Below are 18,567 nucleotides of genomic sequence, written 5' to 3'. Positions count from 1 at the left end.
GGCCAGTGATAGAGTGTATGCCGCTGATTTCTAAAGAGCAGATGTTCGATTGCTGATTTTGAGATTTAGTGATTTGGGGATTTGCTCTAGATTGAACATGCCGAGTATTCTCTAAATCCCGAAATCAAAAATCCCGAAATCACTAAATCCCTGGTTATTTCGCAAAGAGCTGCGTAAAGTACAACTGATTCTGCATATTACGCGTAACCCCAACACCGGTGTATTTGAAATTGCCTTCCATATTCTTACGATGTTCGGGACTTTTTATCCAACCGCTCACTACAGCTTTGGCCGATAGATTTCCATACGCTATATTTTCGCCCACTTGTGTAACACCGGATACTTTCTCCATAATGTACTTTATGCGAAATGACAATCCCTGGTGACCAAACGGAATGCGGTGTGTACCCATATCCATACTATGGCGGCGCGCCTGGTATTCTATGGCGGCATTTGTTTGCAATGGCGCCAGTTTCTTCGTTTTCCGGTATTCATTCACCAACCCAAGAATATCACGCTCCATCCCCGGCGCCAGGTTGGCTTCAACAACGGGGGTAGAAGGCGTAACCACCACTTTCTTTTCGTTCGTGGTTGACTTAGCTATGCTGCCCCCCTTGCTGGTCGTTCTGCTGGTGCTTTTTGTTGTGGATGAAGTTGTTTTAGTGGATTCGCAACCAGCTAATGTTAAAAATATGCTAATGAAAACTATATAAATGCCAATAAATCTACACATATCCCTTTTCATGAAGTGGGCTTTGAGCCATTAATGCTAAATCTATACCAGAAAAGATTGCCTGATGGTTAAATTGTTTGATGGTTGGGTTCTCGAATTTCAAGCCTCTTGCTATCCGCGAAAAGCTCAAATTGCAGACACAATAACAATCAAACAATTCAGCCATTGAGCCATCACCCCTTATTCTTTCCCATTCAAACATCCGTCCAGCTCATCCATCATGCCTCTGCTGCCGATAAATAACGGACTGCGCTGGTGCAGTTCGGTAGGCTGTACATCCAGGATCCTTTCTTTACCATTGGTAGCCCTGCCACCCGCTACTTCTGCAATAAATGCAAACGGATTGCACTCGTATAACAGGCGCAACTTGCCTTTAGGTTTTTCTATAGTACCGGGATACATGAAAATGCCGCCCTTAATAAGGTTGCGGTGAACGTCGGCTACCATGCTACCGATATAGCGCTGCGTATAAGGCCCACCGGTATCCTTGTTCTTTTTCTGGCAAACGTCAATGTATTTCTGAACAGCCTGGTCGTACTGGAAGAAATTGCCATGATTAACAGAGTAGATCTTTCCAAATTCAGGGCATTTAATATTGGGATGGCTCAGGCAAAATTCGCCTATAGAAGGATCTAGCGTAAACCCGTTTACCCCGCGGCGGGTAGCATATACCAGCATGGTAGAGCTTCCATATACGATATAACCGGCGGCCACCTGTTTTCTTCCTGGTTGTAAGAAATCTTCCTTGGTAGCCACAGTTCCTTTTTCGCTAACCCGGCGGTAAACGCTGAAAATAGTGCCGATAGATACATTCACATCAATATTGCCACTACCATCCAACGGATCGTACAGACAAACGTATTTTGAGTTCTTGCTTACCGCATCATCAAAGGCAACATGCTCATCGAGCTCTTCACTGGCAATACCGGCGCAGCTAATACCATGTTGCAGCACCCCGGTAAACTGGTTATTGGCAAACACATCCAGTTTTTTTACATCTTCACCCTGTACATTAATGGTTCCTGCATCGCCCAAAATATCTACCAGCCCTGCTTTATTTACTTCTACATTCACTCTTTTGGCAGCCAGTCCCATATCACGTAACAGACCGCTCAGTTCGCCCGTGGCATGTGGAAAATCCCTTAACTGCTGAATGGTAAACTCGTCAAGCGTTAATACATTTCTGTTGATAGTGGTCATAAATCCCTTGTTTTGGTTAACAGTTGTTAGTCTGCGAAGGTAAGGGAAACAGAAGCAATTTCTGATTTTGGGATTTGTTGATTTTGGGATTTGTATTGGTTTAAGCGCTCCGAAAAATCGCAAAATCACGAAATCTCAAAATCTCTAAATCATGAAACCTCTGTCCTTCCTTACTTTCACTACTTTTGCAATCCAATCAAATAACATTTTCAACCAGCTATGAAAGTTTTCAAATTCGGCGGCGCTAGTGTAAGCAGTACGGAAAGAATCCAACAGGTAGGACATATTCTAAAATCTTTCCACGGTGAGGAATTGCTGATCGTGATCTCGGCCATGGGTAAAACTACCAATGCCCTGGAAAAGGTAGTGGAGGCATTTTATGATAATAAAAAAGAAGAGGCGCTGCGGTTGTTTGAGGCCATTAAACAAAGTCACCTCACCACTGCCAAATACGTACTTGTCACCACCTATAATGAAACGCTTGAACAACTGAACAACTTTTTTACGGAAGTAGAATGGCTGCTGCACGACAAACCGGTACAGGGGTTCGATTATTATTACGACCAGGTGGTGTGCATCGGTGAATTGTTGTCGACCGTTATCGTAAGCGCTTACCTGAATGAAATCGGCTTTACCAATCACTGGATCGATGTTCGGGATATCATCAGGACAGATGATAACTTCCGCGATGCCAATATCGACTGGCGCTATACCAGTGAAAAAGTAGAGAACGTTATACAGCCGCTGCTTGCAGCACATAAAGTGATCGTTACCCAGGGCTTTATCGGTTCTACCGATGAAATGGAAAGCACTACCCTTGGGCGTGAAGGCAGCGATTATACAGCGGCCGTATTTGCCAATTTGCTGAACGCCGAAGGACAGTTCATCTGGAAAGATGTGGAAGGAGTAATGAATGCCGACCCCAAACTGTTTCCCGATGCGCAATTGCTACAGGAACTGAATTACGACGAAGTGATTGAAATGGCTTATTATGGCGCGCAGGTAATTCACCCGAAAACTATTAAACCGCTGCAAAACAAAGGCATTCCCCTGTACGTGAAATGCTTTCTCGATAAAGACCTGCCCGGCACGGTGATCCATAGTAAAACCATTAAAGGGCTGCCCCCGATCGTTGTATTGAAACAAAACCAGGCACTGATACAACTGCATTCAAAAGATTTTTCGTTTGTGGGAGAAAAGCCCGTAGCCGATCTGTATCAACTGCTGGCCGACAGTAAAATAAAACCCAACCTCATGCAAACCGGTGCGGTTACCATCCAGGTTTGTTTGGATAATCAAACGGAGAAGATTGAAAAGCTCGCCCTGGCGGCTGCCAGCATTTTTGAGGTGCAGGTTGAAAAAGGACTTACCCTGCTTACCATACGTCACTACAATGAAGAAGTTCTTCAAAAAATGATCGCCGGCCGTTCAGTAGAGTTATTACAGCAAACCCCAGAGACTGTTCAGGTTGTGTTGAAGGCATAAAGGCAACAAGGCATAAAGCATAGAGAAATGCTGTATTTATTTTTTCCTTTATGCGTCTATGCCTTACTTAAGATATTTCTCAATATCTAACTTGCCGTATACAACTTTATCCCGCACAAACTGCATATACAAAATGATCTCGCGCCAGCGCATCAACCACGATTGAAGCGAACGCCGGGTAAACAACCTCCGCAACGGCAACAGGTCATATTCATACGCATTAAACACCAGGTTCAATGCTTCCATGTATCTTTTGTGTTTGGCAGTAACCTTGTAAAACACGCGTTTGCCAATGCACATGTGCGAGAATATTTTAAATTCTATCCCCCGCAGAAAAATAAAAGCAGTGGTATGAATTTGTATGGGGTATGTAGCATGATCTAATTTAGTATCGGCAGGCAACTCCACAACCCTGCCATTGCTGACGTTTATTTGGTAGATATATTTTGCCGAATCCCCTGCTGAAAGAACATACGTAAAATGAACCCGCTTAAAATAACGTTTTATAAAAAATGGTAAGCTGGCTGAGAATTGTTCAAAGTAATCGGCTACCACCTGTGTATCAATAGTCGCTTGATTCTCCTGTTTATAAAATTTCTCCAGGCTTTCGCTTTGTTGTTGTAAATAGTCGGCCAGTAATTGTTCGCGGTTGGTAAACCAGTCTTTATCACTGATATTAAAACCTGTTTCACTTGACCAGCTATCGCCCGATACCATCACCTTTGCCATGGGCGATTGTATGTGATGTTGCTTAAAATATTCCTCCACCAGCACCGGATGCTGAATATACCGGTTAAAATGAAAAGAGTCTTTATGCAAATGACAATGGTTACTCGCAAAAGGAATGGCATATTTTGCCTTTGTAGCTTTTGCTGTTTGCGCAAATTCTGTAATGTACCGCTCCAGGTCATCAACCGGTGCATCTGGTTCATCAACTATTTCATACGACAGCCGTTCATTGGCTGAGCTATGACTTCTGAAAACAAAATCTATAGGATGGTGATTGCGGATTATTTGCTTTAGCGTAAGCCCCATGTGTTTGGAATCGTTCAGATTCAACAGCTTTACGCCATCGCATTCTATCAGCAACGCGCTATCGAGAAAAATCCAGAACTGGTAAGAGGTAATAAAGAAGTTATCATCGAGTTGCAGGCGTTCGCCATGTTTCAATTCAATGATGTTATTGTATCCCATGTAAAACAGGTCATCTTTCATGCGCGTATAGTTGCCCTTGGGAACAATGATCGGAATATCAGCAGGGAACTTTTTTAATGAATCGCCGTGAAAGTGGTCCCAATGTATATGCGTAAGGTAAATGAAATCGGGTTGCAGGGAGTTGATGAGTGCCGGGCTAACCGGTGGATAGTTCCACCACGAACGCCAGTAACTACTACCAACCAGCCAGGGATCACAAATAAGTGACTTACCCGGTTTATTCTTTACTAATAAACCGGCATGGGATAAGATTTGAAATTCCATTTCAGGAGCCGTTTAACTTAACTAAAGTTACGGCTTATAACAGTAAAACACAAGTGAAGTTTTATTTTTTGAGGTGGCATTGCATAGTGAATAAAAAAATATTTTGATGGCAGTTACCGGTTTCCAGTTACCGGTTGCCTGGACCTGAATTTCGATCACTCTGCAGGCAGTCGGGTTCTCCAAAACTTTTTGCCCGGTGACCGGGAACCGGCAACTGGTAACCGTCTTAGAACCGTATCTTGCATTCTGAAAAACACATTGCTGTTACCTATTATGGAGTCTACCCTTACATATTACGAAGAAAAAGTAACCTTTTATAAAGACGCATTACAACGCATACAACCGGTTGCTACGCTGGTAGCGGGTTTGCGCCTGGCCTGCTTTTTTGTTTTTGCCTGGGCCGCGTATAAATGGATCGTTACACATAGCACTCCCTGGATGATCACTACCCTGCTGGTGGCTATCGCTTTTGCCATACTGGTGCGCATTGCCTGGCGGTTGAGCGATCGCAAAGCTTTGCTGGAAAAACTGCTGTTCATTAATACCAATGAACTGGCTGTACTCCGGCATCAGCCCAACCAGTTCAATAATGGCCAATCGTTTCTATCGTATGACAATATTTCGGGCGACCTGGACCTGTTTGGCGCCGGTTCTTTATTTCACTTGCTCAATCGCACTACTACCTGGCATGGCACGCAACAACTGGCCGCCCTGTTACAACATCCGCTGTTGGCAAACGAAGCCATAGAACATCAACAACAAGCGGTACAGGCATTGAGCACGCAAAAAGAATTGCGACAATTATTAACGGCACATGGATTGTTAAATGAAGAAAAAGAAGGCAACCTGCACGATATTGCCAATTGGTTGCAACGGCCGGCCATCATTCTTAATAAAACCTGGATTCAATGGTTGCGCTGGCTGGTCCCTGCTTACAGTATAGTGTTTCTGTTCTATTACCTGGTTACGAATAATTATTACCCTTTAATACCCATTGTATTTGTAAGCTGGGGAACCATTGGCCTTTTTGCGAAGCGCATTCAGCAACAACACAACCTGTTGGGCAAAAAGCAGTCGATATTAGATCAGTATGCCACTATCTTATCTCATTTCAGTAAAGTAGAAACGGGCAATGCGGTGCAATTGGAAAAAGAAAAAGCCATTGCGGTGGAAGCGCATCAATCAGTAAAAAAGCTTTCGCGGTTATCGGCCATGTTCGATCAGCGGTTGAACCTGATCGTAAACATATTCCTGAACAGTTTTTTCCTGTACGATATCCAATGCCTGTGGGCGCTGGAAAGCTGGAAACAGCGGTATAAAACCCGGTTCAACGACTGGATCCATTGTGTGGGCATGATAGAAAGCCTGAATGCGCTGGCCACCTTTGCTTTTAATTACCCGCAATACCAGTACCCGGTGGTAAATACCAGCAACATATCCATATCGGCCACACAACTGGCCCACCCCTTGATACCCGGCGAAGAGCGCGTTGCCAATGATTGCGCTTTCGGTATTGATGAACAGCTGGTACTGGTAACCGGCTCCAATATGTCGGGCAAAACCACCTTCCTGCGTACCCTGGGCGTTAATCTCATTTTGGCGCAATGCGGTGCGCCGGTATGCGCGGCGTCATTTGCTTTTACGCCGATGGTCATTCGCAGCTCTATTCGCGTAAGCGATTCTCTGCAGGAGCATACTTCTTATTTTATGGCTGAATTGAAACGTTTGCAACAGATCATTCATTACCTGCAGCAACAAACCGTACCGGTGTTGATATTGATTGATGAAATTTTACGCGGCACCAATTCAGAAGACAAAACGCATGGGTCGGAACAATTTATTAAAAAGCTGTTGCAGTACCGTTGCCTCACTTTGTTTGCTACCCACGACCTGGCGCTCAGCCGGCTCGAAGATGAGTTGCCGGGCAAAGTCAACAACTATTGCTTTGAAAGCACCATTCGCAATGGTGAATTGTTATTTGACTATACCTTGCAACGTGGCGTGGCAAAGAATAAGAATGCCTCGTTCTTGATGGAGAAAATGGAGATAATATAACCAATGTGCTAATAATAAAAAAAGCCTTCCGCAATCAAGCAGAAGGCTTTCGTCTTTTATTATCTCCTCGTCGTCCTTTATTTCACTTCTTCGTACTCGGCGTCGGTTACGTTTTCGCCACCGCCACCATTACCGGGTTGTTGTTGATTACCACCACCGGCTCCGGGTTGTTCGCCACCGGCTTGTGCGCCTTGTGTAGCTTTGTACAACTCTTCGCTGGCTGCTGTCCAGGCATTGTTCATTTCTGTTGTAGCAGCATCAATGGCGCCTAAGTCTTGCGACTTGTGAGCTTCCTTCAACTTGTTCAGCGCAGTTTCAATAGGCGCTTTTTTGTCGGCCGGAATTTTATCGCCGTATTCTTTCAGTTGTTTTTCTGTTTGGAAGATGAGGCTATCGGCCTGGTTGATCTTATCGACCTTTTCCCGGGCAGCTTTGTCAGTGGCTTCATTGGCCCTGGCTTCAGCTTTCATTTTTTCAACTTCGTCTTTGCTCAAACCGCTACCGGCTTCGATCCTTATCTTTTGTTCTTTACCAGTGCCTTTATCCCTGGCCGTAACGTGCAGAATACCGTCGGCATCAATATCAAAAGTTACTTCGATCTGCGGTACGCCGCGCGGCGCAGGCGGAATATCTGTTAACTGGAAGCGTCCCAGGCTCTTGTTCTGGTTGGCCATCGGACGTTCGCCCTGCAGTACATGGATCTCAACACCAGGCTGGTTATCGCTGGCGGTAGAGAACACTTCCGATTTTTTATGCGGAATGGTCGTATTGGAATCGATGAGGCGGGTCATTACACTGCCCATCGTTTCAATACCAAGGCTCAGCGGTGTTACATCGAGCAACAGTACATCTTTTACTTCACCGGTCAATACGGCACCCTGGATAGCAGCGCCAACGGCTACTACTTCATCGGGGTTAACCCCTTTGTTGGGTTTCTTGCCAAAGAACTTCTCAACAATTTCCTGCACTTTTGGAATACGCGTGCTACCACCTACCAGGATCACTTCATCAATTTCAGATGTTTTCATGCCGGCATCTTCCAACGCCTTTTCGCAAGGGCGCAAACAACGTTCAAATAATTTATCACTTAACTGCTCGAATTTACTGCGTGTCAGCTTTTTAACCAGGTGCTTAGGCACTCCGTCAACAGCTGTGATGTAAGGCAGGTTGATCTCTGTTTCAGTAGAGGAAGACAACTCTACCTTGGCTTTTTCAGCAGCTTCTTTCAACCGCTGCAGGGCCATGGGGTCTTTGCGCAGGTCAACGGCTTCATCATTTTTGAATTCGTTGGCCAGCCAGTCCATGATCACTTTATCGAAGTCGTCGCCACCCAGGTGGGTATCACCATTGGTAGATTTTACTTCAAATACGCCATCACCAAGTTCCAGTACCGAAATATCGAATGTACCGCCACCGAGGTCAAATACGGCAATTTTCTGGTCGTGCTTGCCTTTATCGAGACCATACGCCAGTGCGGCAGCCGTAGGCTCGTTCACAATACGGCGTACATTTAAACCGGCAATTTCACCGGCTTCTTTTGTAGCCTGACGTTGTGCGTCGTTGAAGTAAGCCGGAACAGTAATAACTGCTTCATTTACTTCCTGACCCAGATAATCTTCGGCCGTTTTCTTCATTTTCTGAAGGATCATGGCAGATAATTCCTGGGGTGTATATAAACGGCCATCTATGTCAATACGTACCGTATTATTGTCACCTTTTGCCACTTTATAGCTCCAGTGGCTGATCTCTTCTGTCACCTCGTCGAACCGGCGACCCATGAAACGCTTTACGCTCATGATGGTATTGTGCGGATTAGTAATCGCCTGGCGCTTAGCCGGATCTCCTACTTTACGTTCGCCGTTTTTCAAAAAAGCCACAACAGACGGGGTGGTACGGCGTCCCTCATCATTGGCAATCACCACCGGTTCGTTCCCTTCCATTACGGCAACGCAACTGTTGGTGGTACCGAGGTCAATTCCTATTATCTTTCCCATATTATGCTGAATTTAATGTTCCCTTATGGTTATCAATGATTATGCCGTGCCGGTAAAGGGTGAAAAAATGGCAGGTTTTAAGGCAGAATGTGCTAATGGCGGGTTACCGGTTTCCAGGTTCCGGTTACCGGGGAATACAGTTTTGAGCTTTTAGTTCTTAACTTCAGGCTTTTGCTTTCAGCTTTTGGCTTTAGGCTTTTAGCCTGCAGCCTTTGGGCATCGATCGTAAATTTCCCCTCCATTCGAGTACAAATCCTCATTGCAATTATACAAGGTTGTGTATATCTTACTGCCTCAACACCCCTATACCTGCTGATAATACGCAGTAGAAAACCCATGCCATATCCGAAGTTTTTCGGTATCAGATAAATAACTGTACGCTAAGTTCAGGAATAATGCTCTTTTTTAAAATCCGGCATTCCCTTTGAAAGTAAAGGGTTTGTCTTAATAATGTCCTTAAAAAATACTCTATGGTTTTTCAGTTCTGGGCCCTGTTTGCTATCCTAACTGCATGCATCGTTTTTTGCGACAGAAAGTTCAACATGTTGCGCGACCTCAGCAAAGCCAGCCCCCGCCCTTACAGTTGGTCGCGGGTACAATTAGCCTGGTGGTCGGTGATCATAATTTCTGCTTTTACCACCATTATGCTGCAAACCGGTCATGCGCCTAATCTGCACACTTCTACCCTTGTTTTACTTGGTATCAGCGCCGGCACAACGGCAACCGCCCGCGTTATTGACCTGGCCGATCAGCAAAACCCGCTGGTATTCCGGCACCAGGACATTAAAACAAGTAACTTTTTCCTTGACCTCTTATCCGATAATAATGGAGTAAGCATTCAACGATTTCAATCCCTCATCTTCAATGTGATATTTGGTATTTGGTTCATTGCATCGGTACTGGGGAACCTCGGCGATCCCAATTATTGCCTTACAGATTTTGCCAAAGGCGATCCCAACCTGGCGCAATGCCTGCTGCATTCAACCGACTTTTTAATTCCAATTATCAGCGATAACAACCTGATACTATTAGGAATAAGCTCGGCTACCTATGCTGCCTTAAAAATTACCGAAAACAAAGGATCTGCTTCCGAAACCCTGTCAGAAAAAGTGGTGGATGAAGCCTTGAACACCCCTGCACAGGGTTAAAACGTTTATATGAACATCACATCACTTTTAAGTCCCAATTTTACCCAGGGAAGAAGAACCTACCGACCCGAAGCCATTGTTATTCATATTATGGATGGAACCCTGAAAGGTACGGATAGCTGGTTTCTCAGCCCGCTGTCGCAGGTATCGGCCCATTATGGCGTTGGCAAGAGCGGCGAAGTACATCAATATGTGGAAGAGATCGATACCGCCTGGCATGCCGGCCGCATTCACGACCCAACCTGGCCTTTGATCAAAAAGACTTCCGACGGTCAATATATCAATCCCAACTACTATACGATCGGCATAGAACACGAAGGCAATGAAATGAGCGAATGGACGGATACCATGTATGCCACCAGCGCCGAACTGATCCGTAAAATGTGCCAACGGTGGAGCATACCGGCTGACCGGCTGCATATTATCGGTCACCATGAAATTTATTCTTTAAAGAACTGTCCGGGCTTCAAGGTTGACCTTGATAAACTGATTGCCCTGGTAAATGGCAGCACCCAGGCAGTGAACGGACAGATAAGCAAAACCGAAAAGTTTGGCAAAGTAACCACGCTTACCCGCCTGAACCTGCGGGCCGGCCCCGGTAAGGTGTATAAGATAACGAATATGGTTAATGCCGGTATTCAACTGGCCTATGACGGATTTACCATGCAGGGCGAAACGGTGAACGGTAATGGAAAATGGTATTATACCGAAGAAGGCAACTGGTTCTGGAGCGGCGGAGTGAAGTAAGAAGGCCGCAAGCTACAAGCCGCAAACTGCACGTTACACGCGAATACAATTAAAGACTAATACAGCTATAAGCTCCAAGCTATAAGCCGTAAGCAAATACAACCGGGCTTTTGGGTTTTCGGCTTTCGGCTTACAGCTTTAGGCTTACAGCGGTTTTAAGCTTTCAGCCTTTATGCCTCGTTGCCTTTATGCCTTCTCTTTTTGATCAATATCAATTGCAAAAATGTACATTGAATGAGAATTGTTTTTACCTTGCTGCTCGCATTTTCGCATATACTTATTATTCCCGCCTGATTTAATAGCTGCGTTTATTGATCCCCCGTATAACTACCTGTAAAATCAGGTATTTCCCGGCCGGACCATTCAACTAAACACTCGTACTTTTAAAATAGCTGTTCTTATTAATTTTTACCGAATCTGAAACCATACTTCCCAAAAAGGAAGCGCTCTTCGGTTTATAATGTTAATCTAACTGCCATGAAACGTCTTATAACCTGCAGTGATGGAACCTGGAACAAACCGGGCAATACCGACCGGGGGAAACGCGTAGAAACAAACGTCGAAAAAATGTATCAGTGTATTTGCTCGTATGATACATCGAACGGTCAGCCTATTCCCCAACTAAAATTTTACGATAAGGGCATTGGCACCGGTTATTCCTGGAAAGCCAATTTGCTCGGCGGCATTACCGGTGCGGGTATCGACAAAAACATCAAAGACATTTACACCTTCCTGATATTAAACTACGAGCCCGGCGATGAAATATACCTGTTTGGTTTTAGCCGGGGCGCTTATACGGCCCGCAGCATCGGTGGGTTGATCAGGAATTGCGGTATCCTGAAACCCGAATACATTGAACTGGTTGATAAAGCCTACGAACTATACCGCGCCCGCGATGAATATACAGCTCCTGATTCGGATATGATGACAGGTTTCAGAAAGCAATATGCAAGAGAAAATATAACCCCCATAAAATTTATCGGGGTTTGGGATACGGTAGGCAGCCTGGGCATTCCCCTGCCCTGGTACAGGGTATTCAATATGAAAAGATATCAATTTCACGATGTTACCCTGAGCAGCACTGTTGAAAATGCTTACCATGCTTTGGCTATTGATGAAAGAAGAAAAATGTTCCTGCCCACTTTATGGAAAGTAAGCGACACCGTTAAAAATGATCCCAATCATCCGCAACAGGTGGAGCAACGCTGGTTTGCCGGTGTTCACAGTAATATTGGCGGCGGCTATGCCGATTGCGGGCTTAGTGATATTGCACTACAATGGCTCTCTGCCCAAGCCCATAAGATCGGTTTGTGTTATGATGAAAAAGAATACAAAGAAATAAAAGGCAATCCCTGGGGCGAATTGCGCAAATCTTATTCACCGTTGTACTGGTTCTGGTGGCCGGTATGGCGCCCCATCACCATGCACGATGATACCCGCCAAACCATTGATGAAAGTGTGCTGGAACGGTTCCGCGAAATGTACCAGTACAGGCCGAGGAATCTGAGGAAGTATATTAAGATGAGTAACAGTAACATTCCGGTACTAACATAATTCATCGTAATTTATGATGAAAGAATATGCTGAATTGCTAAGGTGCTAATTCTGCTTTTCATCCAGCGCTTCTGCTTCCATCACCGCTTCTGCTTCAAGGAATGCCTCTTCTTCAGGTGTTTCTTCTTTAAATGTGAAATGCTTTTGGGTAAGAAAACTAAAACCTACAACAATAAAAGTGGTCAATATTTTTGATACGGTGGGATATAAATGACATTGCTCAACAAACAGCCTGATGAAGAGATAATTCAGGCAAAGACAGATCATCACCAGTACAAAATACCTGAATAGCTGAATTCTTCCCCGTATAGTTGAACCGGGAAATACAATGGTGCGGCTCATATAAAAGCCCAACGGAAAAGTTATGGAAAACGAAACGAGAAAAGCGGCCACGTGCTGTTTGATCGGGAACCCCAGGGGTGTGGGAACCAATGGAGTCTTGAATAAATAATGAATGCTGATGTAAAAAATCGTTATATCCAACAATGTATTACCTCCACCGCACGCTGCATACCGAAAGGTTTGCAATGGCATTAACCGGCGAAAAAAAGGATAAAAAAAGTTTATTACGGCATTAATCAGGTTCTTCACAAACGGTTTTTTGTACGCTACAAAGGTAATTGAATATCAATAATTACCGGGTGCCGTTCCCGGAAACGTGCATATTTTATCCCAATTCGCTCTCCGCGCTGGCTTCCCGGGGTTACTATTTTGCCAAAACGTCGATCACATGATAGTTTCGGTCAATTTTCCATTGACTCAAGTCAAGAAAAATTAACATTTGTTTTTAATCTCTTAAAAACCTACATATTTGAGACAGTTTAACCCCTAAACACTAAAAGAGCTGCTTTCTCCGGAGGGCGGCTCTTACCCCAATACAGCTTAAAGCAAATACAACCTCACACCTGGTGCCTTCTTTTAGCTTAGAGCTTAAAGCTTAAGGCTTACAGCTTAATTGTATTAAATTTGCCCCTCAAAATCAAAGCATGGCAATAGTTCCCGTTATTCAGTCGGCAGTTAGCGTACAGATCAACAAATTGTACCAGGTAGATATTGACCCTTCCTCCATAACCGTAAGCGAGACCAAACCCGAATTTGAGGGTGATTATACGGTTGTGCTGTTTGCCCTGCTTAAGACGTTGAAAAAGCAGCCCGAGGCATTAGGTAATGAACTGGGCCAGCAACTAGTGGCTGACAATGCCGCCCTTTTTAGCGGTTATAATGTCATAAAAGGATTTTTAAACCTGTCGGTAAGCGATGGCTGGTGGCTGCAATTCCTGCAGGAACAATATAACGATCCCAACTTTGGCCGGCAGCCGCGTAATGGCAAACGCGTAATGGTGGAATATTCTTCTCCCAATACCAATAAACCGCTTCACCTGGGTCATTTACGTAATAATTTCCTGGGCTGGAGTGTTGCTGAGATCTATAAAGCCAATGGCTATGAAGTAATAAAGACCTGTATTGCCAACGACCGCGGTATTCATATCTGCAAAAGCATGATCGCCTGGCAACTGTTTGGCAATGGCGCCACGCCTGAAAGCACCGGCATTAAAGGCGACCACCTGGTGGGCGATTATTATGTGATGTTCGGCACAGCGTTGAAAAAACAAATGGAGCCCATCAAGGAAAAGAAACTGGCTGAATTGATTGAGAGTGGAAAATCAAAGGAAGAGGCCCTCAAATACATGGATGACAAAAAAGAGGAGCTGGAAAAAGAAGCCCCCATTATGAAAGCCGCCCAGCAGATGCTGGTCGATTGGGAAGCTGGTAAACCCGATGTAGTAGAGCTTTGGCGCATGATGAACAGTTGGGTGTACAGTGGCTTTGATGTAACCTATAAACGTATTGGCAGCGACTTTGATAAAGTATATTATGAAAGCGAAACCTATCTTCTGGGAAAAGAACTGGTGGAGGAAGGCCTGCGTAAAAAAGTATTCTTTCGAAAAGATGATGGCAGCGTATGGGTAGACCTAACCAAAGATGGTCTCGATGAAAAGATCGTTCAACGCCGTGATGGTACGGCAGTATATATTACCCAGGACATTGGTCTTGCCGAAGTGAAACAAAATGAATTCAAGTGCGATTTAAGCGTATATGTGGTGGGCGATGAGCAGAATTATCACTTCAAAGTATTAAAGCTCATTTGCCAGAAACTGGGCGTTGATGGCGCTGATGGTATTTTCCATTTAAGTTATGGAATGGTGGAATTGCCTACCGGCAGAATGAAAACGCGTGAGGGTACTGTGGTTGATGCTGACGATATTCTGGATGAAATGATTAAGGAAGCCGAACGCAAAACACAGGAGCTGGGCAAAACGGAAGGGTTGGCTGAAGCAGAATTAAAAGATCTGTATGATATTATAGGAACCGGCGGTTTAAAGTTCTTCCTTGTACGCGTTGATCCTAAAAAGCGGATGATCTTCAATCCCGAAGAATCGATAGACCTGCATGGTTTTACGGCTACCTTTATTCAATATGCGTATGCGCGTATGCAGTCTATATTCAGACAGGAATTACCGAAAGGTGGTGAAATAGGCGCTGATCTGTTGCCGCTCGAAAAACAACTGATCATTACACTGGAAAGATATGCCGACGTTTTACAACAAGCCGGCGCCGAAATGAACCCCAGTGTGATCGCGGGTTATGCATTTGCATTGGCGAAGCTGTTTAATTCATTTTACAATGAGCATAAAGTTTTGAAAGCCGAATCTGCTGAAAAGAAGGAATTGCGTTTACAATTATCCCAAATGACCGCCCATGTTATTAAATCCGGGATGGCGTTGCTGGGGATACGGGTACCGGAGAGAATGTAGTGAATCAATAGGCAATAGACAATTGGCAAATTAAAAATCAAAAGCCCCGGGTACTATAATCCGGGGCTTTCTTATATAATAAACTTTTTGAATTCTTTGCCAATTGCTTATTGCCAATTGCCAATTAAATGAATCATTAAAATTGGAAGCTATTTATTATAACCAAACTATTCCTAATTAAATTCCACCGGGCATTTTCTTCTCCTCTTTCAATTTCTTCAAAGAAGGGTCCATTTCAATGGCTCTGTCACAAAGCTGCTGCCCTTTCTCCTTCTCTCCTTTCTTCTGGTACGATAAGCCGATCATATATAAAGAACTGGCGTTTTGTTTATCAATGGCCAGGATCTTGTCCCAGTAACTGATGGCGTCGTCATATTTACCAGTCTGGTAATAAGCATCAGCAATATTATATAATAATTCCTGGTCCTGCGGTTTGCGTTGCAGTACTTCCTGCATCAGCGACAGGCCTTTCTCATAATTCTTGATATTCAGGTACGCATTGGCGAGGTTCTCCATATAATCGTTGCTGCGCGTATATCCTTTGGCGCCTGCTCTTTCGAACCAGTAGATGGCTTTCTTGTCATCGGGAATTGCGTAGTAAACCAGTCCCGCTTCATACATCCAGTTCGCTTTGGTGCTGTCACGCTCAATAGCCTGTTCAAAACAACCGGCGGCCTTTTTGTAGTTGCTCATCTCTACCAGGCTGCGACCGGCAATATAAGGGGTTTCAGCCCGTTTGGGATCCTCTTTGAATGCCAGCTCGCAGTATTTCAGGCATTCGCCATAATTCTGCAGCTCATAATAACTTTTGGCTATAATGTAATTGGCGGAGTTACCAATTTTCGCTTCCTGCATTTTTTTTGCGTACGTGATCGCATCATTCCACTGGCGGGTATTCACCGACAAGGTGGCCAGGTTTTCAATGACCTCGGGATTTTTGTTATCCGACTGATAAGCGGTGGTAAATTTTGTCCTGGCTTCAGAGTAGCGTTTCTGTTCTATCAGCGACTGGCCCCATTCTACCAACACTTTGGCGCTGCCGGGAGAGAATTGTGCGGCTTTGGCAAAATTCTTTTCTGCTTCCCGGAAACGGCGGGCCTCTTTTTCGGCCATTCCTTTCTGAAAATAAAAATCAGTGCTGTCGGTCTGAGAATAAGTAATGTTGGAAATCAATCCCAACATTAATATAATATTAAGGTTCTTCATAGTTATTATATTTTCTTCACTGCAAAAAGCTTTACTTCAACACTATTGCACCCAACGGCGGCAGGTGCACATTTATTTCATACATATTATCGTTTTTATCCAGACTAGTGGTTAATATCTCAGGATTGTAAATATCCCCGGTTCCCCAGTATTTTTTGTCGTCGGAATTAAAAATTTCCTTCCACTGCGATTTGCCGTAGGTGTATACCTTCCAGTCGTTCCGTACCACAGGCGTAAGGTTTAAAATTATCAGCAGATCGTTTGCCGGGTCCTTACCCTTACGGCGATACGCTATCACACATTCGGCCGGATGGTTCAGGTCTACCCATTCAAACCCGTAAATATTAAACTGGTTTTCATACATCGCCGGTTCGGTACGTAATAGATTATTCAAATCCCTTACACAATCTTTCAACTGGCGGTGCGCATCAAACTGCAAGAGGTCCCATTGCAGTTCGCTTTTATAATTCCATTCATTGGTATCGCCAAACTCGCTGCCCATGAATAAGAGTTTCCCTCCCGGATGCGTAAACATATATGTATACAACGTGCGGAGGTTGGCAAACTTCTGCCATTCATCGCCGGGCATTTTAAAGATCATCGGGCTTTTACCATGCACCACTTCGTCATGACTTAATGGTAATAAAAAGTTTTCGTCATAATAATACATCATGCTGAAGGAAAACTTGTTCTGGTAATGCCGCCGGTAAATAGGGTCCATTTTAAAATAATCCAGCGTATCATGCATCCAGCCCATCATCCATTTCATGCCAAAGCCCAGGCCGTTTTGAAAAGTAGGGCGCGAAACGCCGGGCCAGTCCGTTGCTTCCTCAGCAATGGATTGTATATCGTGAAAATCGCGGTACATGCATTCGTTCAGGTCTTTGATGAACGAGATGGCTTCAATATTGCCATCGCCGCCGTATTCATTGGGCTCCCACTGACCGTGGGTACGCGAATAATTCAATTTCAGCATGGAGCTCACCGCATCAACCCGTATGCCGTCGATATGAAATTTATCGAACCAGAAGCGGGCGCTGCTGATCAAAAAAGATTTCACCTCTCCCCTTCTATAATTGAACACATAGCTGTTCCAGTCGGGATGAAAACCTTTGCGCATATCGGCATATTCGTAGGTGTTGGCCCCGTCGAACATAAACAGGCCATGCGCATCGTAAGGAAAATGTGAAGGCACCCAATCGAGAATAACGCCAATGCCTGCGGCATGAAAAGCATTTACCAGCTCCATAAAACTTTGCGGATCGCCATAGCGGGATGTAGGCGCAAAATAACCTGTGCCCTGGTACCCCCAACTGCCATCAAACGGGTGTTCCATCACCGGCATAAACTCTACATGGGTAAATCCCATTTCCTTTACATACGGAACCAGCAGCTCGCGAATCTGATCATAAGTGTTATATGTTTCTTCATCATATTTATTCGGGCGCATCCAGCTCGCCAGGTGTACCTCATAAACACTCCAGGGCGCTTCCAGCGAATTGTGCCACGCGCGGTGCTGCATCCACTCGTTGTCCTTCCAGGTATAATCAAGGTTCCAGGTAATAGAAGCGGTATTGGGTCTTTTCTCCCAGAAATTAGCATATGGGTCGCCTTTGTCGGTTTTGACGCCCTGGAAACCATCAATATGATATTTATATACTTCGCCCTTTGCCAGGCCGGGAATAAAACCTTCCCATATACCTGATTTATCGAGCCGTACAAACAACGGATGACTGTTGGGGTTCCAGTCATTAAAATTACCGATCACCGAAACCATAGTAGCATTGGGCGCCCATACGGCAAAGTAATAGCCTCTTTTTCCCAGCACCTCCACTTCGTGTGAGCCAAACAGATCGTATAATCGGTAATGCGTGCCCTGCTGAAAATTGCGGATGTCTTCCTCCGATAATAAAGAATAATTCCATACTGCCTTTGTACTGTCTACAAAATGGACCTCTTCGTATTTTTTCAATGTATCCATATACCTGTTCTGTTTGTTTGTTCCGGTTATTACTTGTCTTTTTTACGTTACCAGATAAATTGAACGGTGCTTTAACGTTAAATTAAGATATCGATCAGGTCATTTCCCAATTTCATTACAGACATTCGCAAACTCCAAAAAGGCGTATTGGGGTAGATTCCTTAAAACA

13 protein-coding genes are annotated in these 18,567 nt (G+C 44.5%); 6 read left to right on the top strand and 7 right to left on the bottom strand.

Annotation, left to right across the window (positions count from 1 at the left end; genetic code table 11):
* Nucleotides 1–154: 154 nt before the first annotated feature.
* Both FAM09_RS15025 and fbp read right to left on the bottom strand, forming a co-directional pair.
* Nucleotides 155–733 carry a CAP domain-containing protein gene (locus FAM09_RS15025; protein ID WP_166437165.1) on the bottom strand — a complete coding sequence of 193 codons (579 nt, stop codon included), beginning with the start codon at nucleotides 731–733 and terminating at the stop codon, nucleotides 155–157.
* Between the two features lie 180 nt (nucleotides 734–913).
* On the bottom strand, nucleotides 914–1,933 hold the full coding sequence (gene fbp / locus FAM09_RS15020) for a class 1 fructose-bisphosphatase (RefSeq protein ID WP_136577952.1): 1,020 nt from the start codon (nucleotides 1,931–1,933) through the stop codon (nucleotides 914–916).
* 219 nt (nucleotides 1,934–2,152) lie between these two features.
* On the opposite strand from fbp, the gene FAM09_RS15015 reads away from it, so the two are divergent.
* The gene (locus FAM09_RS15015; RefSeq protein ID WP_136577951.1) at nucleotides 2,153–3,418 is read left to right on the top strand and encodes an aspartate kinase; all 1,266 of its coding nucleotides are present in this window, start codon (nucleotides 2,153–2,155) and stop codon (nucleotides 3,416–3,418) included.
* 63 nt (nucleotides 3,419–3,481) lie between these two features.
* On the opposite strand, the gene FAM09_RS15010 is transcribed toward FAM09_RS15015, so the two are convergent.
* Nucleotides 3,482–4,897, bottom strand: coding sequence for an MBL fold metallo-hydrolase (locus FAM09_RS15010; RefSeq protein WP_136577950.1), 1,416 nt, complete (start codon nucleotides 4,895–4,897; stop codon nucleotides 3,482–3,484).
* Between the two features lie 273 nt (nucleotides 4,898–5,170).
* Between FAM09_RS15010 and FAM09_RS15005 the strand changes: the two genes are divergently transcribed.
* Entirely contained in the window at nucleotides 5,171–6,952 is a 1,782-nt protein-coding gene (locus FAM09_RS15005; RefSeq protein WP_136577949.1) for a MutS-related protein, read from the top strand.
* A gap of 77 nt (nucleotides 6,953–7,029) precedes the next feature.
* On the opposite strand, the gene dnaK is transcribed toward FAM09_RS15005, so the two are convergent.
* Nucleotides 7,030–8,946: a molecular chaperone DnaK gene (dnaK, locus tag FAM09_RS15000; RefSeq protein ID WP_136577948.1), complete on the bottom strand. Its 1,917-nt coding sequence runs from the start codon at nucleotides 8,944–8,946 to the stop codon at nucleotides 7,030–7,032.
* Between the two features lie 470 nt (nucleotides 8,947–9,416).
* Between dnaK and FAM09_RS14995 the strand changes: the two genes are divergently transcribed.
* The 3 genes from FAM09_RS14995 (at nucleotide 9,417) to FAM09_RS14985 (ending at nucleotide 12,395) form a co-directional block, all read left to right on the top strand.
* Nucleotides 9,417–10,094: a hypothetical protein gene (locus FAM09_RS14995; RefSeq protein ID WP_136577947.1), complete on the top strand. Its 678-nt coding sequence runs from the start codon at nucleotides 9,417–9,419 to the stop codon at nucleotides 10,092–10,094.
* A 9-nt stretch (nucleotides 10,095–10,103) separates the two neighbouring features.
* Nucleotides 10,104–10,841: an N-acetylmuramoyl-L-alanine amidase gene (locus tag FAM09_RS14990; protein WP_136577946.1), complete on the top strand. Its 738-nt coding sequence runs from the start codon at nucleotides 10,104–10,106 to the stop codon at nucleotides 10,839–10,841.
* 477 nt (nucleotides 10,842–11,318) lie between these two features.
* Entirely contained in the window at nucleotides 11,319–12,395 is a 1,077-nt protein-coding gene (locus FAM09_RS14985; RefSeq protein WP_136577945.1) for a DUF2235 domain-containing protein, read from the top strand.
* A gap of 45 nt (nucleotides 12,396–12,440) precedes the next feature.
* On the opposite strand, the gene FAM09_RS14980 is transcribed toward FAM09_RS14985, so the two are convergent.
* The gene (locus FAM09_RS14980) at nucleotides 12,441–12,986 is read right to left on the bottom strand and encodes a GtrA family protein (RefSeq protein ID WP_136577944.1); all 546 of its coding nucleotides are present in this window, start codon (nucleotides 12,984–12,986) and stop codon (nucleotides 12,441–12,443) included.
* A gap of 395 nt (nucleotides 12,987–13,381) precedes the next feature.
* Here FAM09_RS14980 and argS point away from each other — a divergent pair, with 395 nt between their 5' ends.
* On the top strand, nucleotides 13,382–15,211 hold the full coding sequence (gene argS / locus FAM09_RS14975; RefSeq protein ID WP_136577943.1) for an arginine--tRNA ligase: 1,830 nt from the start codon (nucleotides 13,382–13,384) through the stop codon (nucleotides 15,209–15,211).
* A gap of 177 nt (nucleotides 15,212–15,388) precedes the next feature.
* On the opposite strand, the gene FAM09_RS14970 is transcribed toward argS, so the two are convergent.
* The gene (locus tag FAM09_RS14970; RefSeq protein ID WP_136577942.1) at nucleotides 15,389–16,417 is read right to left on the bottom strand and encodes a tetratricopeptide repeat protein; all 1,029 of its coding nucleotides are present in this window, start codon (nucleotides 16,415–16,417) and stop codon (nucleotides 15,389–15,391) included.
* A gap of 31 nt (nucleotides 16,418–16,448) precedes the next feature.
* Nucleotides 16,449–18,398, bottom strand: coding sequence for a 1,4-alpha-glucan branching protein GlgB (gene glgB, locus FAM09_RS14965; protein WP_136577941.1), 1,950 nt, complete (start codon nucleotides 18,396–18,398; stop codon nucleotides 16,449–16,451).
* Nucleotides 18,399–18,567: the final 169 nt, after the last annotated feature.

Origin of the sequence: Niastella caeni (assembly GCF_004834005.1) — a bacterium.
In the GTDB taxonomy this organism is placed as follows: Bacteria; Bacteroidota; Bacteroidia; order Chitinophagales; family Chitinophagaceae; genus Niastella; species Niastella caeni.
The sequence above is the reverse complement of the archived record's forward strand: the minus strand, read 5'-3'. Positions and strand labels throughout refer to the sequence as shown.